General features: G+C 61.3%; 24 protein-coding genes. 9 read left to right on the top strand and 15 right to left on the bottom strand.

What is annotated here, in order from left to right; translation table 11 throughout:
• Positions 1-24: 24 nt before the first annotated feature.
• Positions 25-1,149, bottom strand: coding sequence for a PstS family phosphate ABC transporter substrate-binding protein (locus DM826_RS06955; protein WP_120102674.1), 1,125 nt, complete (start codon positions 1,147-1,149; stop codon positions 25-27).
• Positions 1,150-1,577: 428 nt separating this feature from the next.
• On the opposite strand from DM826_RS06955, the gene DM826_RS06950 reads away from it, so the two are divergent.
• A complete protein-coding gene (locus DM826_RS06950) occupies positions 1,578-2,576 on the top strand; it encodes a phosphate signaling complex PhoU family protein (protein ID WP_120102673.1) in 999 nt (332 codons plus the stop codon).
• Positions 2,577-2,637: 61 nt separating this feature from the next.
• Entirely contained in the window at positions 2,638-3,072 is a 435-nt protein-coding gene (locus DM826_RS06945) for a low molecular weight phosphatase family protein (RefSeq protein WP_120102672.1), read from the top strand.
• Here the strand turns inward: DM826_RS06945 and DM826_RS06940 are convergent, their stop codons facing one another.
• From DM826_RS06940 to ppk1, 3 genes are all read right to left on the bottom strand, one after another.
• Positions 3,073-4,152 carry a PAS domain S-box protein gene (locus DM826_RS06940; RefSeq protein ID WP_120102671.1) on the bottom strand — a complete coding sequence of 360 codons (1,080 nt, stop codon included), beginning with the start codon at positions 4,150-4,152 and terminating at the stop codon, positions 3,073-3,075. It abuts the gene before it with no gap.
• 193 nt (positions 4,153-4,345) lie between these two features.
• Positions 4,346-4,606, bottom strand: coding sequence for a hypothetical protein (locus tag DM826_RS06935; protein WP_120102670.1), 261 nt, complete (start codon positions 4,604-4,606; stop codon positions 4,346-4,348).
• Between the two features lie 62 nt (positions 4,607-4,668).
• On the bottom strand, positions 4,669-7,227 hold the full coding sequence (gene ppk1 / locus DM826_RS06930; protein ID WP_233735694.1) for a polyphosphate kinase 1: 2,559 nt from the start codon (positions 7,225-7,227) through the stop codon (positions 4,669-4,671).
• A gap of 419 nt (positions 7,228-7,646) precedes the next feature.
• Between ppk1 and DM826_RS06925 the strand changes: the two genes are divergently transcribed.
• Complete coding sequence (locus tag DM826_RS06925; RefSeq protein ID WP_120102669.1) at positions 7,647-8,339, top strand: metallophosphoesterase family protein; 693 nt, start codon at positions 7,647-7,649, stop codon at positions 8,337-8,339.
• A 170-nt stretch (positions 8,340-8,509) separates the two neighbouring features.
• Here DM826_RS06925 and DM826_RS13285 read toward each other — a convergent pair whose 3' ends face one another.
• The 3 genes from DM826_RS13285 to DM826_RS06915 all read right to left on the bottom strand — a co-directional run bounded on the left by DM826_RS13285 (position 8,510) and on the right by DM826_RS06915 (position 9,957).
• Positions 8,510-8,638, bottom strand: coding sequence for a hypothetical protein (locus DM826_RS13285; protein ID WP_267899967.1), 129 nt, complete (start codon positions 8,636-8,638; stop codon positions 8,510-8,512).
• Positions 8,639-8,761: 123 nt separating this feature from the next.
• Positions 8,762-9,583, bottom strand: coding sequence for an agmatinase (gene speB, locus DM826_RS06920; RefSeq protein ID WP_120102668.1), 822 nt, complete (start codon positions 9,581-9,583; stop codon positions 8,762-8,764).
• The gene (locus DM826_RS06915; protein WP_120102667.1) at positions 9,583-9,957 is read right to left on the bottom strand and encodes a translation initiation factor IF-5A; all 375 of its coding nucleotides are present in this window, start codon (positions 9,955-9,957) and stop codon (positions 9,583-9,585) included. The genes speB and DM826_RS06915 overlap by 1 nt, the downstream gene beginning before the upstream one ends.
• Positions 9,958-10,052: 95 nt before the next feature.
• Between DM826_RS06915 and DM826_RS06910 the strand changes: the two genes are divergently transcribed.
• Entirely contained in the window at positions 10,053-10,694 is a 642-nt protein-coding gene (locus tag DM826_RS06910; RefSeq protein WP_120102666.1) for an L-threonylcarbamoyladenylate synthase, read from the top strand.
• 6 nt (positions 10,695-10,700) lie between these two features.
• On the opposite strand, the gene DM826_RS06905 is transcribed toward DM826_RS06910, so the two are convergent.
• Positions 10,701-11,354 carry a hypothetical protein gene (locus tag DM826_RS06905; RefSeq protein ID WP_120102665.1) on the bottom strand — a complete coding sequence of 218 codons (654 nt, stop codon included), beginning with the start codon at positions 11,352-11,354 and terminating at the stop codon, positions 10,701-10,703.
• A 70-nt stretch (positions 11,355-11,424) separates the two neighbouring features.
• Positions 11,425-12,024 (bottom strand): conditioned medium-induced protein 4, encoded by a 600-nt coding sequence (locus tag DM826_RS06900; RefSeq protein ID WP_120102664.1) that lies wholly within the window; start codon positions 12,022-12,024, stop codon positions 11,425-11,427.
• Between the two features lie 102 nt (positions 12,025-12,126).
• Here DM826_RS06900 and DM826_RS06895 point away from each other — a divergent pair, with 102 nt between their 5' ends.
• The 4 genes from DM826_RS06895 to DM826_RS06880 all read left to right on the top strand — a co-directional run bounded on the left by DM826_RS06895 (position 12,127) and on the right by DM826_RS06880 (position 14,997).
• Positions 12,127-12,714 (top strand): biotin transporter BioY, encoded by a 588-nt coding sequence (locus tag DM826_RS06895; RefSeq protein WP_120102663.1) that lies wholly within the window; start codon positions 12,127-12,129, stop codon positions 12,712-12,714.
• Complete coding sequence (locus tag DM826_RS06890; RefSeq protein ID WP_120102662.1) at positions 12,711-13,412, top strand: energy-coupling factor ABC transporter ATP-binding protein; 702 nt, start codon at positions 12,711-12,713, stop codon at positions 13,410-13,412. The genes DM826_RS06895 and DM826_RS06890 overlap by 4 nt, the downstream gene beginning before the upstream one ends.
• Positions 13,413-13,415: 3 nt before the next feature.
• On the top strand, positions 13,416-14,135 hold the full coding sequence (locus DM826_RS06885) for an energy-coupling factor transporter transmembrane component T family protein (protein WP_120102661.1): 720 nt from the start codon (positions 13,416-13,418) through the stop codon (positions 14,133-14,135).
• A gap of 67 nt (positions 14,136-14,202) precedes the next feature.
• Positions 14,203-14,997 (top strand): hypothetical protein, encoded by a 795-nt coding sequence (locus DM826_RS06880; protein ID WP_120102660.1) that lies wholly within the window; start codon positions 14,203-14,205, stop codon positions 14,995-14,997.
• 2 nt (positions 14,998-14,999) lie between these two features.
• Here DM826_RS06880 and DM826_RS06875 read toward each other — a convergent pair whose 3' ends face one another.
• The 3 genes from DM826_RS06875 to DM826_RS06865 form a co-directional block, all read right to left on the bottom strand.
• On the bottom strand, positions 15,000-15,320 hold the full coding sequence (locus tag DM826_RS06875; protein ID WP_120102659.1) for a 4Fe-4S dicluster domain-containing protein: 321 nt from the start codon (positions 15,318-15,320) through the stop codon (positions 15,000-15,002).
• 37 nt (positions 15,321-15,357) lie between these two features.
• The gene (locus DM826_RS06870; protein WP_120102658.1) at positions 15,358-16,074 is read right to left on the bottom strand and encodes a type 1 glutamine amidotransferase; all 717 of its coding nucleotides are present in this window, start codon (positions 16,072-16,074) and stop codon (positions 15,358-15,360) included.
• 126 nt (positions 16,075-16,200) lie between these two features.
• Positions 16,201-16,986, bottom strand: a complete 786-nt coding sequence (locus DM826_RS06865) for an alpha/beta fold hydrolase (RefSeq protein ID WP_120102657.1) — start codon at positions 16,984-16,986, stop codon at positions 16,201-16,203.
• A gap of 124 nt (positions 16,987-17,110) precedes the next feature.
• Here DM826_RS06865 and fer point away from each other — a divergent pair, with 124 nt between their 5' ends.
• Positions 17,111-17,776: a ferredoxin Fer gene (gene fer / locus DM826_RS06860; RefSeq protein WP_120102656.1), complete on the top strand. Its 666-nt coding sequence runs from the start codon at positions 17,111-17,113 to the stop codon at positions 17,774-17,776.
• Positions 17,777-17,820: 44 nt separating this feature from the next.
• Here the strand turns inward: fer and DM826_RS06855 are convergent, their stop codons facing one another.
• The 3 genes from DM826_RS06855 to alaS form a co-directional block, all read right to left on the bottom strand.
• Positions 17,821-20,196, bottom strand: a complete 2,376-nt coding sequence (locus tag DM826_RS06855) for an efflux RND transporter permease subunit (protein WP_120102655.1) — start codon at positions 20,194-20,196, stop codon at positions 17,821-17,823.
• Positions 20,197-20,267: 71 nt separating this feature from the next.
• The gene (locus DM826_RS06850) at positions 20,268-21,317 is read right to left on the bottom strand and encodes a COG1361 S-layer family protein (protein WP_165853266.1); all 1,050 of its coding nucleotides are present in this window, start codon (positions 21,315-21,317) and stop codon (positions 20,268-20,270) included.
• Between the two features lie 588 nt (positions 21,318-21,905).
• Positions 21,906-24,674 carry an alanine--tRNA ligase gene (gene alaS, locus DM826_RS06845; RefSeq protein ID WP_120102653.1) on the bottom strand — a complete coding sequence of 923 codons (2,769 nt, stop codon included), beginning with the start codon at positions 24,672-24,674 and terminating at the stop codon, positions 21,906-21,908.
• Between the last annotated feature and the right edge of the window lie 62 nt (positions 24,675-24,736).

Genomic DNA, 24,736 nt, shown 5'->3' with positions numbered 1-24,736 from the left:
ACTCGACGCTGTGAGGCCGGGAATTTATACGGGTGTCTGGTCCGGTAGCTTGTTGCGCTCTTCCTCACGCCGCGACTCGCTGAGTCGGAAGTAGTTGTTCGGCGCAACGAAGGTATCCTGCCCAAAGTCAGAGAGAATCATGTTGAGCACAGCGGCCTCTTTCTTCGAGGTTCCTTCCCACGTGTACATGTGGAGGTCACGCGACAGCGGGTACTCCGTGGCATCTAGGCCGTTCTCCGAGGCCTGGTATCTGTAGGTCGTCCCTTCCCACTCTAAGGCGACCGGTGCGAGTCCGTCGGTGTCGATAAACGCCAACGCGAGGTAGCTGATCGCGTTGTCCGCTTCGGCGATCGCCGAGGCGAGGCGCTGGTTTTGGCCGTAGCGGTTGGCGACGGTGGTATCCTCCTCGGGGTTGCCGAAGACGTTTGAGACGAAGGAGGTTCGCGTACCGGAGCCTTTCACGCGAGCGAGCACCTGTACCTCTCGGTCTGGAAGGTCGCTGTTGATCTCCTGCCAGTTGGTGATCCGGCCTTTGTACAGATCTTTGAGCTGGTCGCCGGTGATCTGTTCGAGTCCGGCGTCGGCGAGCTCTTGGGAGACAACGAGCGGCTGGCCGTCGACACCGACAACGTGGTCGGCGAAGCTCTCGTATGAGTCTCGATCCGGGAGCTCGTCCTCAACGTTGCCTGAGGAGTTGCCGATGTCGTTTTTCCCGTCTCGAACCTTCTCGACACCGGTACCGGAGTGTGAGAGGCCAACGGTAAACTGGAATGGTGAATCACCGTCGTCGCCCGGCTCGAAACCATAGAGGCCAGCCCAGTAGTCAGCGAGGTTTTTGTCGGTGTCAATGTCGTATTCGCCGTGCGGCCAGTATTCCGAATCGGATGCTGGCCGGTTGGCGTTCCAGTAGGAGGCGGCCGAGTTGGCGATCGGATACACCGTCGAGGAGCCACCGGATTCGAGCGGACTCGTGGTTGCGGATCCGCTGCTGCCATCGCCGCTTTCGGTGTCGCCACCGCTTTCATCGCCGCTGCCGCTGCCGGTGCTGCTGGAACAGCCAGCAATAGCGACCGTCCCGGCACCAGCGATTCCTGCGAGTGTTGCTCTCCGTGTAATTCGCCGTTTCTCTCCCGTCTGGTTAGATGCCATCACATATCCGTGGTGCAACCGATAATAAAAAGGGTGCTAATAGACCTATGCATTACTACTTTCTATTATATAGTCTATATACTCATTCGCGGCATACATATGTATATCGCCGGTATCGGTGCTCATCGCTGGGGGTTCCACCAGCTAGTGTTTGCGCTGCGCCGTGAGCTCGCAAAAGAGAGTCAGTATGGTCTCCGCTTTTCGTTCTGTGGTGGGGTCACTGTTCGTGTGACGCCGATATCTGGATCGGTTGTTATCAGTATATAATCTATATGCGGTACTGTTTATCACTTGTAGCTATTAGGTGATGTAGAGACTATATCGACGAGAAACGCGACTGAGACGGCGATTTTAGGAGTATGTTGTGCGGCATAGATATAAATATATGAACGGATTTATTAGCTAGTTCCACACACTATGACATGAATATGGAGACGCGGAAAGTCCAGGTGACCGGCGGCTCGACGTACACAGTCTCGATCCCAAAAACGTGGGCGAACGACAACGACGTGAGCGCGGGCAGCACCGTCGAGTTTTACCCCGAGGGTGACTCGCTGTTCATGACGCCGGTGGGCGGCGACGACCAAACCGAGGGCACGTTGGACATCACCAATCTCGAAGGCACGGAGTTGATCCGGGCGGTGATGACGATGTACGTCAGCGGCTTCGACGTGATCATCCTCGAAAGCGGTCGGATCACCAACGACCAACGCGGGATGATCCGCGAGGCAACCCAGAGCCTCGTCGGCCTTGAGGTGTTAGAGGAGACAAAAGACGAGATCGTCATCCGCGACCTGTTGGACTCCTCGGAGCTATCGATCCACAACGCTGTCACCCGGATGCGTCTGATCGCCGCCTCAATGCTGGAAGACGCGCTGCTTGCCCTCCGTGATCTCGACCGCGATCTCGCCCACGACGTGATCCAACGCGACGACGACGTTGATCGCCTCTGGATGGTCGTCTCCCGTATCTTCCGGGCGACGCTCCGAACCCCGAAAGCCAGCGAGGAACTTGGCCTCCCGCGGGAGGTCTGTTTCGACTACCATTCGAGTGCCCGCCAACTGGAACGCATCGGCGACCACGCAACGAAGATTGCTCACCTAACCTTAGAGATCGACCAAGAGGTACCCGAGGATGTCGTCGTCGCCATCGAAGAGCTCCACGAGGAGGTTGTTTCGGTCATCGACGGCGGCATGGACGCGCTGTTCACCGATGACAGCGAGGAAGCGACCCGGCTGGCAAACGACGTGCGCGAGCAGGTGCGTGAGATCGACCAAACCGCCCGCGGGATCGACGAGTTGCTGCGGGAGCTTGATCCCGCCCACGCACAACTGGTCGGCCTCATCGTCGATTCGGTGTCCCGAACCGCCGACTACGGCGGCAACATCGCCGAAACCGCCCTCCAGAAAGCCGCCCCGTCGCCGTAACTACTGACCACTATATAGTTCACATATCAATCTTCATACTGGCTGGCCTCCACAGACGGGTATGTCCGAAACTGCTGCTGAGACGTTCCAGTTCGGGTTCGTCTGTGTCCAAAACGCCGGCCGCAGCCAGATGTCAACGGCCTTCGCCGAGCGCGAGGTCGAACGCCGCGACCTTGATGACCGCGTCCAGATCGTCACCGGCGGCACACACCCGGCCGATCACGTCCACGAGGAGGTTGTCACCGTGATGGACGAACTCGGGATCGACCTCTCCGACCGGACGCCGCGGGAGGTTTCGACCGAGACGCTGAACGCCTGTGATGTTGTCGCCACGATGGGCTGTTCGACGCTTGAACTCGATGCCGACAGCGTCGAGGTACGTGACTGGGCACTCGACGATCCCGACGGACAGGATCTCGACGCCGTTCGGGCGATCCGCGATGAGATCGAAGAGCGCGTCAGCAACCTTTTCGATGAATTTGTCGACGACCAGTAGCTACGAGTAGGTCGCGTCGCCCTCGGGTGGCGATTGTGGTGGGAGATAGACGTACACCGAGTTGCCACGATCACTCGCCGGTTCGATCCGCAACTCGCCGCCAAGGGATTCGAGACACCACTTCATCACGAACAGCCCACAGCCGGAGCCATGGCAGGTCGGTGTCGTCGCTTGGTGATCGTCGAGCGCACAGAGCTCCATCGGCGGGATCGGCGGATTCTCGTCATCGATGCGGATCTCAACTCGCCCGGTGTTTGGTGATTCGTCGATCTCGACGCGAACGGTCGGCGCGGCACACTCGGCGTGTTCGACACCGTTTTCGAGGGCGTGTCTGATCGCATACCCAAATGCCTCGTCGATTTCAATCCACAACGGCGTTGTTTCGATCACATTGATCGTTGCCGCCGGGTACGCCGCTCGGACATCGTCGGCGATATCGCCGACGGCTGCCTTGACCGATCGCCGCGATCGGGTGGCGGCCTCGCTCGTAATCGTCGCCTCGATCTGTTTCATCGATTCGGCGACCCTGGCGAGCTTTCGTGCCGATGTGGTGATCTTCTCGGCGCAGGTGTCGATCGTCGGTGTGGGGGCTGGATCGGTTAGCTGGTCGGCAAACCCCTCAACAACGCTGATCTCATTGCGGAGATTGTGCCGAAGCACGCGCTGCAGCAGACTCACCCGCCGGTCGTTGTGTTTGTAGTCGGTGATGTCGGTTACCTCTGCGAGAACGTATGGGATGCCGTTGTGTGGGTAGTGAGTGAACGTGATCTCGACCCAGCGAAGTTGGCCATCGCTCCGTTTGATCCGCCATTCGAACGTCTGTGGGCACCCCTCGGCGGTTGCGCGGAGACGGCGGGTGATTGCCTGTTGGCCGTCGCCGTAGGTGTTGGCACTGAACGTGGTGATCGCTCTTGTTTGCAGCTCGGGTGTCGTATAGCCGTACAGCCGTTCCAATGCGTCGTTGGCGTCGACGATTCGTCCTGTCCTCGGCTCGTGGACGGCGATGCCGATGTCGAGGTCGTTGAATGCAGTCGGGAGCTGTGGCGTCGGCCGATCAGCGGGGGATCGCCCCTTGGACATGGCAACTCAGTGAACGGCACGCGAACCGATAAGCGTAGGTATGGGGTATATTTAGGCGTCTATAGGGCTTGGCGCGGAGCGTCAGTCGTCGCCACAGGCCGGACAGCTCCCGTTTACCGAGCTATCGTACAGTCGTCCGCAGGCGTGACAGCGACACAGCTTCGAGGTTGGCGTCTCGAATCCTGTCATTGGACTACCGAGGCGGTTCAGGCGGTGATGCTGTGCCGACAGCGACCGCATGCCATGTGTTGCCGCGGCCGGGAGCCTGCCGAAGCGAGACGGTTGTTTCGTCGTTGTGGGTCAGCGCGGCCAACTGCTGGGCAACCCGCTGGCTTGCGGCACCGACGATCTGATACGTCTTTCCGCGGGAGGACTGCACCGTCATCGCACCGTAGGCGTTGTACTCAGCGATAACTGTGCACTGTTCGTGTCGTTCAGCGGTCTGTGCGCTCATACCTATATCTGGCTCGACACCCGTGTAAAATCGACTATGAGGGCTCTATAGGCCTCGCTGAACTATTGAGCCGGATCGGGTGTGTCGTCGCTGCCGGCTGGCTGCGCTGTGTGATCGGCCGCGGCCGCCCAACAGTACGCACAGACCGCATCCGGAGCTTCGGCATCAAACAGCGGTCGCTCGATGTCGTGTGCTGCAGCAAACTCCGAAAACGGGACTCGCGTGTCGTGTTTGCGGCGATCTCCACGCGAACACAGCTTCGTGCCGGGGAGGCCAGGCCGCACCGACCAGCGGGTGCCGGCGTCGCCGGTCGCCGGTCGCATATCGATGATATGGCCAACACGACCGGGCCCGTGTTCGATCATGAATCGCTCGGTGTCGGCGTCGGACTCGCCGTCCTGGGTTGCTGTCCGGTAGGCTTGCTCCATCAACAGCGACTGGGTATCCCGTACCGCCTCGTCCTCGTCCGGTGTAACCTGCTGGTAGCTGCCGTCGGCCTGTAGCAGCCATCGCCGGCGATTGTCCGACAACATCGTTTCGAGAATGAACTGGAGTTGCCCGCGAAGCCGGTCGTCGGTCACCGGCGCGATCGCTTCGACCCGGTTGTCAAGGTTGCGCGTCATCCAGTCAGCACTGCCGAGATACCACTCGGGGTCGTCACCGTTGCCGAAATAGAAGATCCGGGAGTGTTCGAGAAACCGCCCGACAACCGAGTGGACGGTGATCGTCTCGCTGATCCCCTCGATCCCCGGTCGCAGCCGGCAGATATCCCGAACGATCAGGTCGATGTCGACGCCGGCCATCCCTGCCCGATAGAGTTCGGCGACGATATCCGGATCCTCTAGCCCGTTGACCTTAGCGACGATCCGACCGCCCTCGCCGGCCTCGGCTAACGCTCGTTCTCGGCGAATCAGCTCGGTGAACTCCGTTCGCATCGTCACCGGTGCGACCAGCAGCTTTTTGAACTCCTCGTCGAGTGTTGGCCCGGTAAAGAAATTAAACAGCTTCACGAGGTCGTGGCCGATCTCCGGATCGGCGGTCATCATCCCGAGATCGACATACCCCTTGGCGGTCTCGGAGTTGTAGTTGCCGGTGCCGATGTGTGAGTAGGTGCGGACGCCGTCAGGTTCCTCCCGAACGACGAGAGCGGTTTTGGTATGGGTTTTGAGCCCGAGACTGCCGTAGGCGACGTGGATCCCTTCCTCTTCGAGGCGACGCACCCACTCTAAGTTGTTCTGCTCGTCGAATCGGGCTTTCAATTCGACCATCACCGCGACCTCCTTGCCGTTTTCGGCGGCTTCGATCAGGCTTTGGATCACCTTCGAGTCACTGGCGGTTCGATAGATGGCGACCTTGATCGCTAGGACATCTGGGTCGCTGGCGGCTGTCTCAAGGAAGCGCTGTACGGTGTCCTCGAAGGAATGATAGGGGTGGTGGACGAGAATGTCGTCGTCTTTGATCGCCGCAAAGATTGCCGTCGCGTTGTCGGCCGTGTTCATCGGTTCGTCGGTGCCGAGCCGTGGGTGGGGCTGTGGTGACCACGCCGGTAGCTTGAGATCCGGGCGGTCGATGTCGACGAGGGCGAAGAAATCCTCGTAATCGATCGGCCCGCTCCGGTAGTAGATCTCCTCGGGATCGATATCCAACTGCTCGGTCAGCAGTTCGAGGCTTCGTGCCGGGATATCGTCGGTCACCTCAAGCCGGACGACGTTCGCGAACCGTCGTTTTTCGACGACATCCTCGATCACCTCGATCAGATCCTCGGCGACCTCTTCGTTGCGGCCGACCTCGGCGTTTCGTGTCAGTCGGAACGTCGACACATCGATGATCTCGACGTTCGGCAACAGGAGGTCAAGGTTGGCCTCCATCACGTCCTCCAACAGCACATACTCGTGGGTGTCGTCCGGGCTGTCGAGTTCGATCAGCCGTGAGTGGTTTTCCGGTACCTTGATTCGCGTGAACTGCGGTTCGGCCTCGTCGTTGCGCCGGGTCAACACCGCAAGCGACAGCGAGAGATTCGAGATAAACGGAAACGGATGGGCCGGATCGAATGTGAGCGGCGTCAGCGTCGGCAACACCGTTTCGCGGAACTCCTCGCGAAGCGATGCCTGCGTCTCCGCTGGGAGGCTGTCGTAGTCGCGAACCCGCACACCTGCCTCGGCGAGTGCTGGTTCGATCTCGGTTTCCCACGCTCGCGTTTGGCGGTCAAAGAGCGGCCGGACGGTCGCAAGCACCTCCGCCCACTGTTCGGCTGGCGTTCGCCCATCGACTGTTGGCTCGGTGACGCCGGCCTCGATCTGTTGTTTCAGCCCGCCGACGCGTTTCATAAAGAACTCGTCGATGTTTTTGGTGACGTAAGCGAGAAACCGGAGTCGCTCCAGCGGGGGGTTGCGGTCGTCTTCGGCCTCATGCAGCACCCGTTCCTGAAAGGCGAGTTCCGAGAGTTCGCGGTTCAGATAGTACTCATGTGACGACAGGTCTGCCTCGACTGCGGCCGCCGCCTCCGTTGGCTCGTCGGGTGCTGTCGCCGCGGCCGTGGCCGCTGCTTCGTTGCTGGCGTTGTCGGCGGTCGCGTCGTCGGGACTCATCTCATCGCCCGCTTGTGTTGACTCGTCGGTCATGACACCTCACCACTGATCGCCGGTCGACCATCGCGGGGCCGCCGTCTGCGATGCCCGGCTGCTCTGTGTAACGCATGTCGCAACGTCCCCACCGCTCCACGCCGGCGCAACTGTCGTCGTGTCACTGGCACAGGTGAATTTCGAATTTTGGTGTTTTAACCCTTTGGAACGCCCGAATTATGGCGTTTCAATATATAGAATACATGGTTTCAATAGCGATATATACACTCGGTCGGGTGGCTTCGACTGCGGATCGGTGGTCGGACAGCCGGTCGCCGGCAGGCGGACTCCACCTGAACTATCCGGGTCACAACGCCGATGGCCCGCTTCGTTGCCCTCGCCGTCGGTCACAGTGCACTATATAGTGCTGTAGAGGACTCTTACCAGTGTTTACATGCGAGTGTGGTTTCACTAGCCCTATGGCTCGTTCCGTCGCGTTCGATGTCCAACACACACACGTCGACCCGGCTGCGTGGGATGGTATCTACATCGTCGGCGATCCACATGGGTGCCGCGAGGCCGTCGAAACACTCTGTGATCGGCTGTCGCTCACCGACTCGGATCTACTCATCTTTGTTGGCGATCTGGTTCGCAAAGGCCCCGACACAAAGGGGGTTGTCGATCTCGTTCGATCGGCACCAAACATGCTGACGGTTCGCGGCAACAACGAGGAGAAACTCCTTCGTGGCGAGAAGACCGTCGCTGCGCTCACCGCGGCTGACCTCGATTGGATCGCTGACCGACCGGCGGTCATCTCGCTGCCGGAGACACTGATTACCCACGCCGGCGTCGACCCTCGCAAACCACGAGCCGATCACACGGTCGACGACCTCCAGACTGTTCGATCGATGGTACCCGATGCCAGCTACCAGCCGCCGTTTTGGTTCGACCGATACGACGGCCCCGAACGCGTCTTTTTCGGCCACACGGTACTTTCGGCACCGATCGTCCGCGAGCATGCGGTCGGACTTGATACCGGCTGTGTGTACGGCAATCAGCTAACGGCCTACGATTGGCGGAATGATGAACTCATCACTGTCGCCGCCGAGGAAACCCACGAAGCGCGACCGGCCGAGAAGTTCATTAGTCCCTCCGTTAGCACCCCACAATAACAGCAGTACGCTTTGGTTCGCACTGCACCCGTTTTTCCAAATCGTCGACCCGGCTGCCGTCGTACTCGTCGCTCATCTCATCGACTACTCGCAGGGCTCTGTGCTGTTTTTCATCGACCCATGTGCTATTGTGTCATTGGACACCCAAACGGGAGGCTTTCGCGTGGAGATCACTCAACAGGGATGACGCCACGCCGCCACAACACGTAGGCAACGACACCGGCAACGGCGGTCACGGTTGCAAGAAAAACCGCGATCTCAAATGGCCCTGCCCCAGCGAGTGTCCCTCTCGGTAACATTGTGAGTCAATGTTGCGTCGCCCACAGCAAAAGCAGTCGGATTCTCCGACTATCGCCCACAGACGGATGACCGCTATCGATCCGTTCTATCGTGGCTGCCGTACTGTTCGTCTACGATCGATCTCACGATGTCGCCTTTGCCGCCGCGTGCTGATACACAAACGTTCGGAGCAGTTTGCCCGCCAGCGTAGCGGCCTGCCCATCATCGCGGTCGTTGACCTCGACGACGTCGAAGCCCGCCGCAGCCGGCGCGACCGCGCTAACAAGCCCCTGTAGCTGCCGGGGTGTCAGCCCGCCGGGTTCCATCGTCCCCGTTCCCGGCGCGAAGCCCGGATCCGCGGCGTCGATGTCGACGCTCAGATACACTGCCTTGTCGTCGAACGTTGGTGGATCTGCCAGCCAGTCGTCGACAGCGTCGGGTTCGACGACAGTGACATCGGATTCCGCAGCGCGTTCCCACTCGGCTTCTGACCCGGTGCGTGCACCGATGATGATCGCCTCCTCGGCCGTGTCAAGGGCGTGGTTCGTCACACAAGCGTGACTCCATGCGGTGCCATCGTACGCCTCACGGAGATCGAGATGAGCATCAAGACAGACGAAGACATCAGGATCGACCGCCTCGACAGCCGGGACGGTCACCGTGTGTTCGCCACCGAGAACGAGTGGGATGGCGTCGTCCCAGACGATATCGCGGAGTTGGCCGCCGAGGTAGTCAACGTACTCCGCTACATCGTCCCATGCACGCACGTCGCCGGCGTCGTGGATGCCAAGCTCAGTGAAGTGCTGGGCTGTCTGGTGGTCGTAATCGTCGAAGGAACGAGCAAATCGCCGGATTTCGTCGGGCCCAAATCGGGTGCCCGGTTGGAACGTGGTCGTCGCATCCAGCGGCGCGCCGACGACCACATAGGAAGCAGCTTCGCGGTCGGCGGTCGCGCCCGGAAACATCACACGACCTTTCGCTGGCCCTCGTATTCGAGGTATTCGATATCCTGGTCGCTCTCGAAGGATTCGTCTTCCGGAATCCGCATCGTGAACGTCTCGTAGGTGTCGAGATCCATCACTTGGGCGTCATCGCCGGTCACCGAGACGACCTGACCCTGTTTCCGCTCGATGATCGGCACCCAAACCTTCGCGTCGACCGGCTGGCTGAAGCTCCGCTTTTTCTCATCGAAGACGCCTTTGCCTTCGACGCGGGCCTTCGCACTCCCGTGTTTGCCCGGTTTGGCCGTGCTGTAGTGGTTGATCTTACACGGCGCGTCATCCATCATCACGTAGCTGCCTTCTTGGAGATCACGAACCTGCTTCTGCTCTCGTGGCATGCCCCGTTGTTTTCGAGGAGCCAGTATAAACGGTTTGGAACGCGTCGGTGGGATCGATCAGCACCCTTTTTTCAACCGCCCGGCGACCCTGCGGTATGGCCCCTGCTGATCGCTCCGAGCCAGCCCCCGACGCTGACACGTTCGCCCCCGCTGTCGACGACGCGCTTGTGGCGGCCGCCACAGCGATCCAGCAGGGCGCGGCTGTCGTCTACCCAACCGAGACAGTCTACGGGCTCGGCGTCGACGCAACCGACGCCGATGCGGTTGCGCGGCTCTTCGAGATCAAGGGTCGCCCCCGATCGAAGCCGCTGTCGGTTGGTGTTGCCGACCGCGACATGCTCACCCAGTATGTCACACCGACCGACCGCGAGACAGCGTTCATTGACCGCTTTCTTCCAGGCCCGGTGACCGTCCTGCTTGATCGCGATGGCGTGTTTCCGGACGTACTGGTCGACGGCCGAGCGACCGTCGGCATCCGCATCCCAGACAACGCTGTTGCCCGTGAGTTAGCCCGCCGCGCTGGCCCGATCACCGCCACCAGCGCGAACGAAAGCGGCACGCCGAGCGTTCGCCACGTCGACGCCCTCGCCGCGTCGATCACCGACGCCGTCGGTGCGGTCATCGACACCGGTGAGACGCCGGGCGGCGAGAGCACCGTGGTCAACGTTGCCACCGCCGAGATCCACCGCCGCGGCCCGCTGGCTGACGAGATCGAGGTGTGGCTCGCTGAGCACTGATCGTCGTTATAATCCGAGTAGCGATTTTAGCGACCGGGTCGATACGCCACACTCTGTCCGGTACTCACAGGAGTCACATCTGCTGTCGTTGACGCGTGGCGGTGGCCCATCCATCGCGCGGACTGTTCGCAACACCCGCCGGTAGGTCGCTGTGCGCCGCGTTGTCAGCGGCACTTCTCGGACAACGCCAACAGCCGGATATTCGATGAGCGTCCGTGGGATCTCCTCGTTTCGCTCCCAGGCGAGGGCTTTCGCGGCGGCAACCGCCCGAACAGTTTGGGGCTTCCAGACACCGTTTTCAGGTGGGTTGCCCGGCGAGATCAGCGTCGGCGTCGGTAGCTCGCCGCCAAGGATCTTGTGGAGCAGCCCAGCACAGTCCTTCCCTTCGACGTAGTAGTCGGTCTCAACGGGCTCACAGAGATCCTCCCATATCGGTCGCGTCGATAGCGACTCAAGGGCCTCACGGTAGGCCGCCGGCGACCGCTCGATCGGCAACGCCGCCAATGTCTCGTTGTCGGCCTCCCGAAGCTCGCGGTAGCGAAAGGCGAGCTGTTGTGTGTTCTCGACCGACGCTGGCGGCCCCTCATCGTCGTGTTTGCGGGCGTAGTAGAGTTGGCGGGGACAGTATGCCGCCCGACTCAGTTCGCTGAACGTCGGCACAGCTTCGGGTTGCCGCGGCTTGATATTTGAACTCTCGGGGCGCAAGCGACGTTCCGATAAACGGTGTAGCTCAGAACGAGACGTCAGTTTCCATATCCTCAGTGGCCTCCTGCAGCCCGTCTTCGTGGGCATCGGCGGCGAGGCGATTCGTGAGATCAGCGTCGGTCAGCAGTTCGGCAAACTCATCGCGGAAGCGGCTGTTGGCTCGTGTTGATCGCCGGTCGGCAGCCGCCACTTCGCTGTATTGGCGGGCAGTCTCGACGGAGACAGCAAGCTGTTCAGCGCGTTCTTCCAGCGACACGTCCTCCGCCAGCAGTCGGCGCAGCTGGTCGAATTCGAAGGGGGCCTCTCGCTCGGCGTCTCGAACCAGATGGAGGTCGAGCCGGGCTTGTCGCACGGTCGCCGGCTCACAGTCCAGCGTCGCCGCGATCGACTTGTCGTCTTCGTCGTCGTGGAAGCCACGCAGCACCGTGATCAGGTCGTCGGTCTCCAGCGATGTCTCGAAGTCGTACTGGTCGCGCATTCGCTCGATGAGCGTCCGGAGTCGATCGCCAACATCCGCCGCGTCGTCGGTCAGCGACCCCGGCGACTCCGATTGGGTTTCGGTGACGGTCTCCGAGTCGGTGGTCTCCATGAAGATGTCCCGGAGCTCTTCCGTCTTTTCGTCCATGGATCGAAGCCCAGCAGATGCGGATATAAAACCTTGTCTCTGTGGTGTAGCTCCCGTCCGTAAACCAATAGATTAAATCAGGTTGACGGCACCGGATGCAACATGGCACGCGAAGAGACCGCGTCGATAGACCTTGTTGATGCCGAGACGGTCAGGCAGTTGAGCGTGGCCGTCATGCTCGCCGCCCTGACCGCGGTGCTCGCACAGTTTTCGATCGATCTGCCCGGCGGCGTCCCATTCTCCTTCCAGCCGTTTGGGATCTTCTTCGCCGGGCTCCTGTTGGGCCCGGTGTGGGGTGGGTTCTCGATCAGCCTCTATGTGCTCGTCGGGCTGGCCGGCGCACCGGTGTACTCGAATGCGGCTGCCGGCCTTGGCTACGTGTTTGGCCCGACCGGTGGCTTCCTGGTCGGCTTTGCGGTCGCCGCTGTTGTCATCGGTGCTGTCGCCCACCGGTCGCTGACGCCGACCCCGATCGGGTCACTCTCGGCGATCCCGACAGCAATCGCGTTGCTTGCCGGCCTCGTTGTCATCTATCTGATCGGGTTGCCGTGGCTTGCAAGCGTCAACGGCTGGACACTCACCCGGGCGGCGTCGTTCATGGCGCTGTTCGCTGTCGGTGATCTGCTCAAAACGGCGATCACGACCGGGATCGTTGCCGGTGGGACGGAACTCTTCGCCGACCGACGATGATCACCGTCGACGGCCTGACACACACCTTCGGCGAGACGACCGCCGTCGACGACGTGTCGCTGACGATCGATGACGGCGAGTGGGTCGTTCTCGCGGGCCCGAACGGCAGCGGCAAAACGACGCTCGTCCGGCATTTCAACGCCCTGCTCGAACCGGACGCCGGGACGGTTCGAGTCAACGGAACACCTGCGGCCGACCAGCCGGTGGCCGCCCGCACCAGCGTCGGCATGGTGTTTCAGTCGCCCCGGGACGGATTCGTCGGCGCGACGATCGGCGCGGACGTGGCTTTCGGCCCCGAAAACCTTGGACTCGATCACGACGAGATCGACCGCCGCGTTGACGACGCGCTCGCGGCGGTGAATCTAGAGGGCCGCCACGACGAACGCATCGATTCCTTATCGGGCGGCGAGCAGGCACGGGTCGCCATCGCCGCCGCGGTGGCGATGGAGCCGGATCATCTCGTGCTTGATGAGCCGTTTACCGGCCTCGATTGGCCGGCCCAGCGGTCGGTGTTGGAACATCTTGACGACCGGCATGCTGCGGGCATGAGCATCATCGTCGTCAGCCATGAGCTCCGTGACCTCCTTGACCGCGCTGATCGCGTGATCGGGCTCCATGCGGGCTCGGTTCGCTTCGACCTCCCGCCGGACGCCGCCCGTGATCGCCTCCCAGAGATTGACGTGCGACCGCCACCCTAAGCGATGCTCACCTACACGCCCGGATCGACGCTCGTCCACCGGCTCGATCCACGGACGAAGCTGGCCGTTCAGTTTGCGTTTGCACTTGTGGCGTTCACAGCGTCGACCGCGCCGCAACTGATCGGGCTGTTCGTCGTCGGACTCGGATCACTCCGACTTGCCCAGCTGGCGGTTCGGGCGGTGCTGCGGGCTTACTGGGTCGTACTCCTCATCCTGGCGCTCGGCCCGGTGCTTGCTGCCGTGACGCTCGGCCCGCCGTGGCTTCGGCTCGATCCCGCGCTCGTCTCGCTGCGTTCGATCGCGCGGATCGTCCCGATCCTGTTTGTGAGCGCGGCCTACATCCATACCACGCCGATCCGTGAGACGAGGGCGGCGATCCAGCGGACGATCCCCGGACGGCCGGGCCAACTGCTCGGCGTTGGTGTCGCGCTCACCTTCCGGTATGTGCCGGTGTTGCGAGCGGATCTCCGATCGGTGCGCGATGCGATCCGGGCACGAAACGGCGACACTCGCTCGCTGTGGGAACGCAGCCAGCGGCTCACGGTGTTGCTGGTCGATCGTGCGCTTCGTCGCTCCGATCAGCTGGCGATCGCGCTGCAGGCGCGCTGTTTCGCGTGGAATCCGACGCTTCCACGACTCCAGTTTAGCCGGCGTGACGTTCCGGTGTGGCTCCTCTCGATCGCCTTTGTCGTTGTTGCTGTCGTCGATCTGCTTGGCCTCTGAGTGCGCTTCCCCAAACGCCGATTTGAACCTTCGCCACCCATTTACTACTGGCCGGAGAGAGTGGGGTATGCAGCGTCGATGGTTGCTTGTCGTCGCTCTCGTCGTCGTTGTCGGCGTCGGATTACTCGTTGCTGTGGGGCCGGCACCGACGAGCGATGACAACGCTCTCTCCGACGACCAGCAATATCCACCAGGTGCGGGGCCACATGCGATCAACTTCACCGCACTCGACGCTGCCGAGACAAATCTCACGCATACGCCGCGTGCCCACTGGGAGAGCTATGTTCTCGGCTTCACGGAGACGCCTGACACCCTGCCGGTGGAAGGCACCTACTACATCAACGCCACGACCGGCGAGATCATCACTGACCGTTTCCACGGCGCGACGGCCTACCGCAACGGATCGACCTACGCGTTCCGCCAGCCTGCCGGGGAGCTGCCGACCGACCGCCACCGCGGGGAGTTGGCCGACGACGAGGCATACAGCTACGACAACGCCACCGACACGTACTACCGGTACGATCCACGCTACGGCCAGCTTGCGCCGACAACGATCGGTCGCCACACCGACATTGTCGAAGCGTACACCTGGGAGGCGGTCAACACCACAACCCACCACGGCGTTCCCGTCATCACTTATCGGCTCACCGGTCGGCAGCCGGACGCTGATCGCGCTCAGCCAGCCGAGGCTGGAACGCTGCGGCTCGGCGTCGACGATGGCCTCATCTACGCCTACGATCTCACGATCGAAGCCGACGACACCACCGCCAACTACAGCTATCAGGTACGGCCAGCCCCGTTCCCGGATCACGAGTGGGTGAGAACCGCAAAACGACTGCAGTCAAGCAATACCAGCAGCTAACCTTATTTTCGGCTGGCGTCGACATCGATCGCATCGACCGGACAGATATCCACACAGAGCATACAGTCGATACACTGGGATTCCCGTGTCGGTTCGACCTTCTCTTCGCTGGCGGGGTGGCCGGGGGTGTCGACCCAGGTGAACACATCGACCGGGCAGTTTTCGAGACACGCGCCGTCGGCGATGCAGATGTCGTAGTCGACGGCGACGTGGGTGCCGTGGATACCCAACTGCTCGGGCTCGTCGACGGGGCCCCAGACGGTCACCCCGTTTTCCTCGCCGACGCGCTCGCGGTTCTGGTCAAAGTTCGGATCGATAGCCATTGACGAATCTCAGGCTGTCAACAACTTAAACGCGCCGTCAGGCTGTGGCCTCGGCGCGGTTCTTTTCGGCGGTGACCTCACGAACATACTGGGTAAAGTTCTCGAAGAGCCCCTTGGCCTCGCAGGCTGCCTCGTAGGCGTCAGGCGTGATCGACTCCAAGACGGCGTCGACCTGTGCGTCGCCGACCTGCTCGCGTTTGTCCTCAGCGATCTCACGGGCGGTCTGCATATCGTACTCGGGGTGGAACTGCACGCCCCACGCGTGGCCCTTCCGGAAGGCATGGACACCGTGGTCGTTGCGCGCCAGCAGCTCCGCCCCCGGTGGGAGGTCGACCACCGTGTCGCCGTGGCTCGTGAAGACGGTGAATCGCTCGTCGATCCCCGCAAACAGTTCGTCGTCGCCGACGCGTTCGATCTCGTTGTACCCCAACTCGAAGTCGTCCATGCCGGCGACCCGGCCGCCCAACGCCTCCGCGAGCGCTTGATGGCCGTAACAGACGCCAAGTGCCGGCAGACCATCGTCGACCGCTGTCGCAATGAACTCGATCAGCGGATCAATCCACGTTTCATCCCAGTACACCGAAGCCCGCGAGCCGGTGATGACGATCGCATCGTAGCCGGCCGTCGACGCTGGAAGGTCGCCGTTGGCGGCGTCGAACTCGACGAGATCGGCGTCGAGCTCCCGCCGGAAGTTCCGGAGGTTGTTGTCGTCGTTGTGCGCTGCCTCCAGCAGCGCGATCCGCGGTCGTCGCATTGCCAGCCTCTCGGTCGCCCGGCGACAAGTGCCTTGCGTCGCCCGCGAGGACTGCCGGTCCCTCGGAGCCAGCCAGTGTCGCTCGATCACGTGGATTCGCCGACGGGAATCCGTGAACCGCCAAAATCAGCGATCGGCGACTGCCTCGATAAATCCAAGCAGAAAATCGTTGAGCGCGGCCGATCGCTCGACCGTCACGAGGTGGCTCGCCTCCGGATACAGTTTGAACTCTCCGTTTGGCAACTCCTCGGCCAGCCGCCGGCTCGCTTCGGGGTCGACAACCGGATCAGCACCGCCAGCAACGATCCGAACTGGGAGGGTCAGCTCATACAGCGGTTCGGGATCGAATCCGTCCAATGCGGCCAGTTGGGCCTCCCTGGCGGCCGGCGTCGCGTCCTCTTCGCGTCGCCATTCGATGATCTGCTCGATCGGCGCGTCCTCGCGCTCGCAAAACGCCGCCGACAGCAGCGTCGTTGTCGACGCCCGCAGCTCAGCCTCGTCGGTCGGATCGGGACTGAGTGGTTCGGGATCGAACGCTTCCTCGCTCGGCGGCGTCCCGATCAGCGTGAGGCTTTTCGCGCGGTTCGTCCGCCGGGCAGCCACTAACGCGACCGCGCCGCCCAGCCCGCAGCCGACGAGGTGGGCCGTTCGGATGTTGCAGTCGGTCAAGACGGCTTCGAGATCGCCGACGAGATCGGTCATCGCGTAGGGGCCCTCGGGTGCGTCCGAGCGGCCTGCCCCGCGGGTGTCGATGACGACGACCCGGCAGGGGCCGGCGAGCGCGCCGTACTGCCAGCTCCATCCCCAGGCGCCGAAGCCGAGGTCGCCGAGGAAGACAACAGCTGGCGCGTCGGGGTTCTCGCCGGCCTGCGTGTAGTGGATCGCACAGCCACCGGTGTCGACGGAAGGCATACCCTGGGGCTGGTCGGCCAGCTACGAAAAGGGCGCGACTCCCGAGTTGGGCGTGTGAAACGTCGGCACCGATCGGCTGTGAGCGAACGTTTAATCCCCGTCTGTCGCCTACCATCTGACAGTAATGGATCCGTTTGCGGTGCTCGGTGTTGACCGCGATGCTGACGACGAGACAATCAAGCGGGCCTACCGCCATCGGGCAAAGGAAACCCACCCCGACCGCGGCGGCAGCGATGCTGAGTTCAAACGGGTCAAAGACGCCTACGAGGCGATTCAGGCTGGCGAGGTCGACGACGACACTGAGGCCTTCGTCGACGACCTCGGCGCGGAGACAGTCGATCAAGAGCCACAGCCCGAACCGGAGCCTGATACCGAGGTCACCTATCTCAACTACGCGGTACTTTCCGACCACGGCTGGTCACTTGATGACGACGACCTCTTTGAGAAGGCCGCGGCCGCCGATCTCGACGAGGTCGATTACGGCCAGTTCACCGTTGAAGATGAGCAAAGTTTGCTTGACGCCGCTGAGGCCAGCGGCCACGCTTGGCCCTTTGCCTGCCGGGGCGGGGCGTGTGCGAACTGCGCGGTCGCTGTTACTGATGGCGAACTCTCCCAGCTCGTCGACCACATTCTTCCCGACGAACTCACCGAGGAAGGGATTCGACTCTCCTGTAACGGCAAGCCAGAAAGCGACTCCTTAGAGGTCGTCTACAACCTCGAACAGCGGGATGATCTCGCCGATCTCAAACTCCCGGCTGACCGGTTCAACAAGGCCCGCGCCGACGACTGAATCGGCTTTTTTGCGTCGGTGCGGGTTCCCGAGCTGTCAGCTGATCAGACGGCCTTGTAGGTGTTTGTCAACCGTGCCAGTAGGAGTGCTGTTGCGGGCAGGAACACGAACGCGGTCACAAGCGCGAATGTCATCGCGAGGGCAACGGCGATCCCGAAGTTGGCGAGTACCGGGAACTGTGAGATGCCGAGCGCGCCGAAGCCAAACAGCGTGGTCGCCCCGGAGCCGACAACCGGCCGTGATTTCTGTACCATCGCCTCCCACATCGCCTCTGCCGGCGTGGAATTATGGACGTATAGCTCCTCCTTGAACCGCTGGTGAACGTGGATCCCGTATGTGATCCCGGCTCCCAGTGCGATCGACCCTGTCGCCACGGTCAAGGGGTTCCATGGAATGCCAAGCGCGTACATTGCCATCGAGATCAACATCACCGCACTGACCGCGACGCTTACGATGAGCAACACCGCCTCACGAGCCGACCGGAGCGCCACAATCAGAAACAGCGTTGCCATCCCGAAGCTCAACACCGTCATCGGGTCGCGCCCGGAGGTAACGTTCTCGATGACGTTTCGGTTGACAACCGGTTTCCCGGTTACTGCTGTCCGTTCGGTTGGGAGATGGCGATCCGCGATCGCCTCCGTATCGTCGATAAGATGCCGAACCTCCTTGCCCTCGATATCAGCGACGAACAACTGAATCAAAAACCGGTTCGGCGTCGCTGCCCGCGAGCCGATTGGCATCAGCTCTGATTCGACCTGTCTATCGACGATCGTCTGCAGGGTCTCACGATCGCGTGGAATGCTTCCGTGTGTCATCTCGACGGCCGTGACGGGACTCATCGCGGCGTTGACATCCTCATGATCTTCGATCGCGGACTCAAACTCTGCGGCCCGTTGGAACGTTGTTGGTGAGTATGTGTCCTGCCCCTCGACAACGAGATACATGACATTCGGGCTTTCAGCGGTCTCTTCGAGGGAGGTCAGATCATCACGCTCCTCGATATCCGGCCAGTAGTCAAGCATCTCCTGGGTCGTTGAAACATCGTGATACACCATTGCCCCACCGCCGATCGACGCAACCAATAGCAACACCACGAGCACCGGTGAGGCGGAGATACCGTCGGCAAGATAGCCCACAACCCGCTCAAACAGCGGCTGCTCGGCGGTGGATTGCTTCCCGCCGTCAGTCGCTGTCGATGCTCCGTCGTTCGACGGGTCTGTCGCCTGCCGCTCGGCCGGATACTCGTCGGTATCGAAGTGGACAAGCAAGGCGATAAGCAGTGTCAACGAGAGGCCCGTCGCCGCAATGACACCGAACGCCGCGGTGGCGCCCAACTGTCGGGTCGGTGGCACTGCAGAGACAAGCAACGCGCCGAGCCCGATCGAGGTTGTTGCCATGGCCAACAGCAGCGTGTTGCCTGTTACTCGCGCGGCGGCGGCAGCGGCTTCAACAGGTTGGCGGCCTGCCTCTCGTTCCTCGATATACCGCGTCTGCAACTGGAGACTGAAGTCGATCCCAAGTCCCAGTGCGATCGGCAACACACCGAGCATGATCGCATTGAAGTTGAAGCCGACAAGTCCCATCATGCCCAACATATAGACGAGTGCGACAAGGGCCGTTCCAACCGGCAGGAATACCTTCCAGGTATGTCGCAACCGACCGCGCATCACGAGGAAGACGACGGTAAAGATAATCGCAAAGGCGACCGCAAACAGTTGGATCATCTCCGGCAACATTAGCCCGAACGCCGCGTTCTCGAAGACCGGCGCGCCGGTGACAGTGACATCCACGTGTGGCGGAATCTGCACATCGTCCGTCTTATCATTCACCGTGTCGGTGAGGAATCCCGCTGCTGTTCCCGGGAGGAAGCCGAAGTACTGATCATTTGCGTCAGGGACATCAGCCTCACCGTATGTCGCAACCAACAGTGCCGTCTCATCATCGGGATTGACATTGTTGACCAATGCTTCGGCACTCGTCCCCATCGACTCGACGCGGTCGATTGATCGCCGAACCCCTCTTTCTGTGTTCGGAATGGTGCCGCCATTCCCCTGTCGCACTACATCTGCGAGACTGGTAACGCTTGAGAACGTTCCGGAGTCGGCATAGCTCTGATCGAGTCGATCAATCGTGCGTATTGTCTCTGGACTGTACAGATGATTTGTTTCGACCATGACAAAGACGTTGTTGCCAACGTCGAAGCTGTCATCTGCTTTCACCTCCTGCCAGTTTTGATTCGTCTGTGAATCATCATCGATGTACAGCTCCATCCCCAGGCTCATCTGGACGGACGCTCCGGCCACAACGAGCGACAGCAGCGCGACGACGGCAACAGCGCTAAACACCGTTCGGCGGTTTGTTGCGGCAAACCGGCCGAGTTGTTCGAGCCCGTCACGAAGTAGCTGCGATGGATCGCTCATAGATTACCGATAGCGTATTGCTGGTGGTGAGTCACTAGTGTCGACTATTTCGACAGCGTGGGACACAATGGTTAGCTCCACGGGAGGATCTCCTGTTGCCGCCGGGCGTACACTGCTGCTCCTGCGAATAGTAGTCCACCCCCCGCAAAGGGAATGATCGAGAGCAGCTGGACGCCATCGTCGGTTGTCACATCAACCGGTAGCTGATATGTTTCGGACATCCGAGAGATGCCCCGTTCGTCCTCGTAGCTGAAGTCGAGGTCTGCGGCGTAGGTTTTCGGGTTGGCATCGGTCGTTGCGGATAGCCCAAACGTTACAGTCGCAGATTCACCGGGGTCAAGTGACGGGATATAGCCATCGTCATCATCGCTATCAAGCGGGGCACTCGTACCCAAACTCGCTTGGATATCGGTGAGTCGCTGGTCGCGGTTGTTGGTTACTGTTACCGCTACTAGCCGAGCGGAACCGACTGTGACTGTGGAATCTTCGACAGCGACGTTGAAATCATTACGCTGTGGGCCAACCTTGGCTCCGACTGAGAGGTCGTCATCTCGGCCATCGATCCCCTGTTTGTCGGTATATGTAGCATGCCCGTTGAGGTTGTATAACCTCGCTGGAGCACCCGATCCAACCGTGACCTCGTAGGTGACCTCTGTCGTCTCACCCGGTTCGAGTGAATCGATGCGTGAAACAGCACCTGTCCCACTACCAAATCTAATTTCTGGGCTCTGTGAGGAGAGTGACACGGCGATATCCTCCGCAGCTTTACCCCCGGTATTCTCCACAGTTACCGGGAAGAGACTTGTTTCATCGGCTCGCAACTGCGTATCATCGGCCCGCGTTAGTTCAAACTGTGGGTCGTCGCTGATTTCAAAGGTGATCGTTTCAGTTCGTGTCTCGGTTAGTTCTCGCTCAGTATTGCTCGCGATTGCTTCAGTGTATGAGTAACTGATGTCCACGGTTGCCTCATACTGTCCTGGTTTGGCACTCTCAGGCACATCAATCTTGAACGGCACTGACCGCGGTTCGTTTTCACTTACCGATCCGATAGAGTGCTCCGGCGTCTCAACTGTCACTGGTGTGCCACCAGCGTTGAGTTTGACAACGACGTTCCGCGCCATAGTAACCCGGTCACGCCTCGCTGGTGCACCAGTGTTTACATGTGCATCGTTTGCGATTTGCACGGATAGCGTCGTCGTTGTTCCAGGCTCCACCGTTGGCTCTGGCACATACGCCTCTGGATCGGGGTCGCCACTAGGAACGAACTGAGCGGCTCCGATACCAGCGGTACTTCCGATGATAAGCAGTATTGATAGTGTCGTTATTGCAACAATTCGGCCGACTCGTGATCGGTTGTGGTCGTCCATAGTATAGGGATTTAAGCACAATACTAGCTACACAGTATTAAACCTGCTGCACTGCGTAATCGAAGAGACCATATGCGCTCTATGGACACAATAACCGTTTGAGCACGCGAGAATACCCCCTGAAATAGCTCATAACTCACATCGAACAAATACAACCCGTGCTCCTCACTCCTGTCGCGGACAGATAGTATTGTCTAAAACAAAAAATATCGCTGCCGCCTACTAGTCAATGTGGTCGCTTTGAGGCCGACTGGACGGTGAGCGTTGTCAAGGCAGCATGCCGTCTTCTACAGCATCCGACTGCATCTTGGATCACTGTTTCAATTCAACTCTATGACACACTCAAGCGTTCAACACGCCGCGCAGGATTTCGGGCGCGTCATCGAGTGCGTCGTCGAGCGCGTCGACATCCGGGCCGCCACCCTGGGCGAAATCCGGCGGGCCGCCACCGCCGCCGCCGACCCGTCCCGCGAGTTCGCTGACGACCTCGCCGGCGTTGATCCCGGCGTCGTCGGGGACGCCGACGACGAACTGCGCGCTGCCGCCCGCGCCGCTGCCGAGGACGGCGACCGAGCCCTCCTCAACGAGGGCGTTAGCGGTCGCCCGGAGCTCATCGATATCGCTGTCGAGTCGCTGGACGACGACCGACTGGCCGTCGATTTCGACCTCCTCGGCCCCGGCGGTCGCCCGCACCTCCGCGAGCTCATCTTTGAGCCGGTCGAGTTCCTTCCCGCGCTGTTTCCACTCGGTAAAGAACCGCTCGGCGGTGTCGGGGACATCCTCGGGGTTGACATCGAGTACGTCGGCCGCATCGTAGAGCGAGTCTTCGGTGGCTTGGGTTGCCTCGATTGCGGCCTCGCCGGCCGCGAAGGTGATTCGTTCGATCCCGTCCTGTACCGGCTCTGTCGAGAGAATCTTGATCGCGCCGATCTCGCCGGTGCGGCTGACGTGGGTGCCACCGCAGGCCTGCACATCGTCGCCGACGTGGATGAGCCGGATGTTGGTTCCCGGCGGAATCCCGCCCTGATAGAGGTCAAAGCCGTACTCGGCTTCGGCGTCGTTGCGGTGGGGCCACTCCTGGCTGACCGAGTGGTTTGCCCGCACCATCTCGTTGGCGACGCGTTCGATCTCCTTGATGTCCTCGCGGGCTAACCGGTCGTAGTGTCGCACATCGAGGCGGGCAGAATCGGTGCTCTTCTGGGCTCCGGCCTGCCGGATGTGGTCGCCGACGACCTGGCGGGTCGCGTGGCCGATGATGTGGGTCGCGGTGTGGTGGGCCATGAGCTGTCGGCGGCGGTCGGCGTCGATCTGTCCGCGGACGAACTCGCCTTTGCCGGGGTCGCTGTCGGTGCGATGGAGCACCACGTCGTCGACGAGTTGGACATCGGTTACCTCCGCGACCGTCTCATCGCTGGCGAGCGTCCCGTGGTCGGCGGGCTGACCACCGCCCTCGGGGTAGAACATCGTCTGATCGAGGACGACATCGTACCCATCCTCGGCCTCAAAGACGTCGATGACGACGGCCTCGAACTCGGTGCGCTCCTGATTGTCGTAGTAGAGCTTCTCTGTCTCGGGCAGGTCGGCAAACCGCTCGTCGCGGTCGGCATCGCCGCCGTCGTCGCCGGCGTCGTCGTGGCGAGCGGCCACCAGCGAGTAGAAGTCGTCGGGCACCTCGACGGTGGCGTCGGTGTCGGCAGCGATCTCAGCGACCATATCCGGCTGAATCCCGTGGGAGTCGTACAACTCAAGCAGCTGTTCGGTCGGGATCGGCTTGTCGCTGTCGGCGTACTCGGCGGCCAGTTGTTCGACCTTGCGACCGCCGCGCTCCAGGGTGTCGCGGTATTTGGCCTCCTCGGTGCGGACGATCTCCCGGATCGTATCTCGGTTTTCGTACCCGAGTCGCTCGGCCTGCATGTCGACGAGTTCGTCCAGCGGTGCGTCGATCCCGACGTTGTCGACGAGGCGTTTGGTGCGTCGCAACACCATCCGCGCGAGGTAGCCGGTGCCGACGTTCGAGGGGACGATCTCGTCGCCGAACATGTACGCCAGCGCCCGGCAGTGGTCGGCGATGGCGTAGATATCCTCTAGTGGCTCCATCAGCGCGGTGAGGTGGTCGACATCGACATCGAGGCGGTCGGCGATCTCACGGCGGGCGGTCGCCATATCCTCGGCCTCGTCGATATCCATCCGCCCGGCGAGCTTGGCGGTGCGGTGGATCAGTTCGGCCTCGCTGTCGGTGTGGTCGATGCCGGCGTGTTCCTTGAGCACCGAGATCATCTCGGGGTAGACCGCCTCGTAGACGGTCGGCGTCCCCTGGCTCATCCATGTCCAGCGTTCGAGCCCGTAGCCGGTGTCGACGACGTAGGTGTCCATGAAGGAGTAGGTGTTGCCGTCCTTCATCTCGTAGTCGCCGTCGGGATCCTGCTCCATACACATGAAGACCAGCGTCGCCAGCTCCGCGCCCTTGTAGATGACCTCGATGGCCGGGCCGGCGTTGCCGCCGCCGACCCACGGATCCTCGATGTAGGTGATCTCCTCAAGATCGGCACCCAATGATTCGAAGAGGCCGTCACAGAATTCGACGGTTTCGTCCTTCCAGTAGACTTCGCCCTCGTAGGCGTACTCCTCCTCGGCGTCCTCCCGAACGTTGAACGCGTGGTGGCCCATCATCTCGAAGGCCATTGTGTGCCGACCGGTCTTGCCGACGTTGTCGATATCCTGCATTCGGATACAGGGCTGGCTGATACAGAGCGGGTTGGCCGGCGGCGGCGTCTGCCCGCTGGTGACCAGCGGCTGGAAGTCGTAGATCGACGCCTGCGTCAACAGCACGTCGTCCCGCCAGCGGTTGGCGGCGACCGGGTAGGGCGTGATGCGCTCGTGGCCGTTGTCCTCGAAATACGAGAGGAAGGCCTCTCGCATCTCCTCGAGGCTCCGTGGCTCCGCGAAGCTTTCCTCGCCGATGAATCGGTAATCCTCACACGGTGGCTCCCCGCAGAGTTCTCGATCGTGGTCGCGTGTCCAGAAGTGCGCCCCACAGGAGGGACACTCCTTCCGGACGAAATCCTCCTCCGCAAAATAATCGAGACGGTACTCCGCTTCGAGATCACTCATTACGCCTGTGTTGGCCTACGATTCGCTAAAAGCATTCCGACGACGGCTGAGAAATGGCGGCT

Origin of the sequence: Halonotius aquaticus (assembly GCF_003605575.1) — an archaeon.
Taxonomy (GTDB): Archaea; Halobacteriota; Halobacteria; order Halobacteriales; family Haloferacaceae; genus Halonotius; species Halonotius aquaticus.
The sequence above is the reverse complement of the archived record's forward strand: the minus strand, read 5'-3'. Positions and strand labels throughout refer to the sequence as shown.

Bases quoted from the DNA above. Each gene is read 5' to 3' on its own strand.
- DM826_RS06850 (WP_165853266.1), bottom strand. From the start codon at position 21,317: ATGGCGCGGAACGTCGTTGTCAAACTCAACGCTGGTGGCACACCAGTG.
- DM826_RS06955 (WP_120102674.1), bottom strand. From the start codon at position 1,149: ATGGCATCTAACCAGACGGGAGAGAAACGGCGAATTACACGGAGAGCA.
- DM826_RS13285 (WP_267899967.1), bottom strand. From the start codon at position 8,638: ATGTTACCGAGAGGGACACTCGCTGGGGCAGGGCCATTTGAGATCGCG.
- DM826_RS06880 (WP_120102660.1), top strand. From the start codon at position 14,203: ATGCAGCGTCGATGGTTGCTTGTCGTCGCTCTCGTCGTCGTTGTCGGC.
- DM826_RS06895 (WP_120102663.1), top strand. From the start codon at position 12,127: ATGGCACGCGAAGAGACCGCGTCGATAGACCTTGTTGATGCCGAGACG.
- DM826_RS06910 (WP_120102666.1), top strand. From the start codon at position 10,053: ATGGCCCCTGCTGATCGCTCCGAGCCAGCCCCCGACGCTGACACGTTC.
- fer (WP_120102656.1), top strand. From the start codon at position 17,111: ATGGATCCGTTTGCGGTGCTCGGTGTTGACCGCGATGCTGACGACGAG.
- DM826_RS06875 (WP_120102659.1), bottom strand. From the start codon at position 15,320: ATGGCTATCGATCCGAACTTTGACCAGAACCGCGAGCGCGTCGGCGAG.
- DM826_RS06885 (WP_120102661.1), top strand. From the start codon at position 13,416: ATGCTCACCTACACGCCCGGATCGACGCTCGTCCACCGGCTCGATCCA.
- DM826_RS06865 (WP_120102657.1), bottom strand. From the start codon at position 16,986: ATGCCTTCCGTCGACACCGGTGGCTGTGCGATCCACTACACGCAGGCC.
- DM826_RS06935 (WP_120102670.1), bottom strand. From the start codon at position 4,606: ATGAGCGCACAGACCGCTGAACGACACGAACAGTGCACAGTTATCGCT.
- DM826_RS06925 (WP_120102669.1), top strand. From the start codon at position 7,647: ATGGCTCGTTCCGTCGCGTTCGATGTCCAACACACACACGTCGACCCG.
- speB (WP_120102668.1), bottom strand. From the start codon at position 9,583: ATGTTTCCGGGCGCGACCGCCGACCGCGAAGCTGCTTCCTATGTGGTC.
- DM826_RS06915 (WP_120102667.1), bottom strand. From the start codon at position 9,957: ATGCCACGAGAGCAGAAGCAGGTTCGTGATCTCCAAGAAGGCAGCTAC.
- DM826_RS06855 (WP_120102655.1), bottom strand. From the start codon at position 20,196: ATGAGCGATCCATCGCAGCTACTTCGTGACGGGCTCGAACAACTCGGC.
- DM826_RS06950 (WP_120102673.1), top strand. From the start codon at position 1,578: ATGGAGACGCGGAAAGTCCAGGTGACCGGCGGCTCGACGTACACAGTC.
- DM826_RS06890 (WP_120102662.1), top strand. From the start codon at position 12,711: ATGATCACCGTCGACGGCCTGACACACACCTTCGGCGAGACGACCGCC.
- DM826_RS06870 (WP_120102658.1), bottom strand. From the start codon at position 16,074: ATGCGACGACCGCGGATCGCGCTGCTGGAGGCAGCGCACAACGACGAC.
- DM826_RS06940 (WP_120102671.1), bottom strand. From the start codon at position 4,152: ATGTCCAAGGGGCGATCCCCCGCTGATCGGCCGACGCCACAGCTCCCG.
- DM826_RS06945 (WP_120102672.1), top strand. From the start codon at position 2,638: ATGTCCGAAACTGCTGCTGAGACGTTCCAGTTCGGGTTCGTCTGTGTC.
- ppk1 (WP_233735694.1), bottom strand. From the start codon at position 7,227: ATGACCGACGAGTCAACACAAGCGGGCGATGAGATGAGTCCCGACGAC.
- DM826_RS06900 (WP_120102664.1), bottom strand. From the start codon at position 12,024: ATGGACGAAAAGACGGAAGAGCTCCGGGACATCTTCATGGAGACCACC.
- alaS (WP_120102653.1), bottom strand. From the start codon at position 24,674: ATGAGTGATCTCGAAGCGGAGTACCGTCTCGATTATTTTGCGGAGGAG.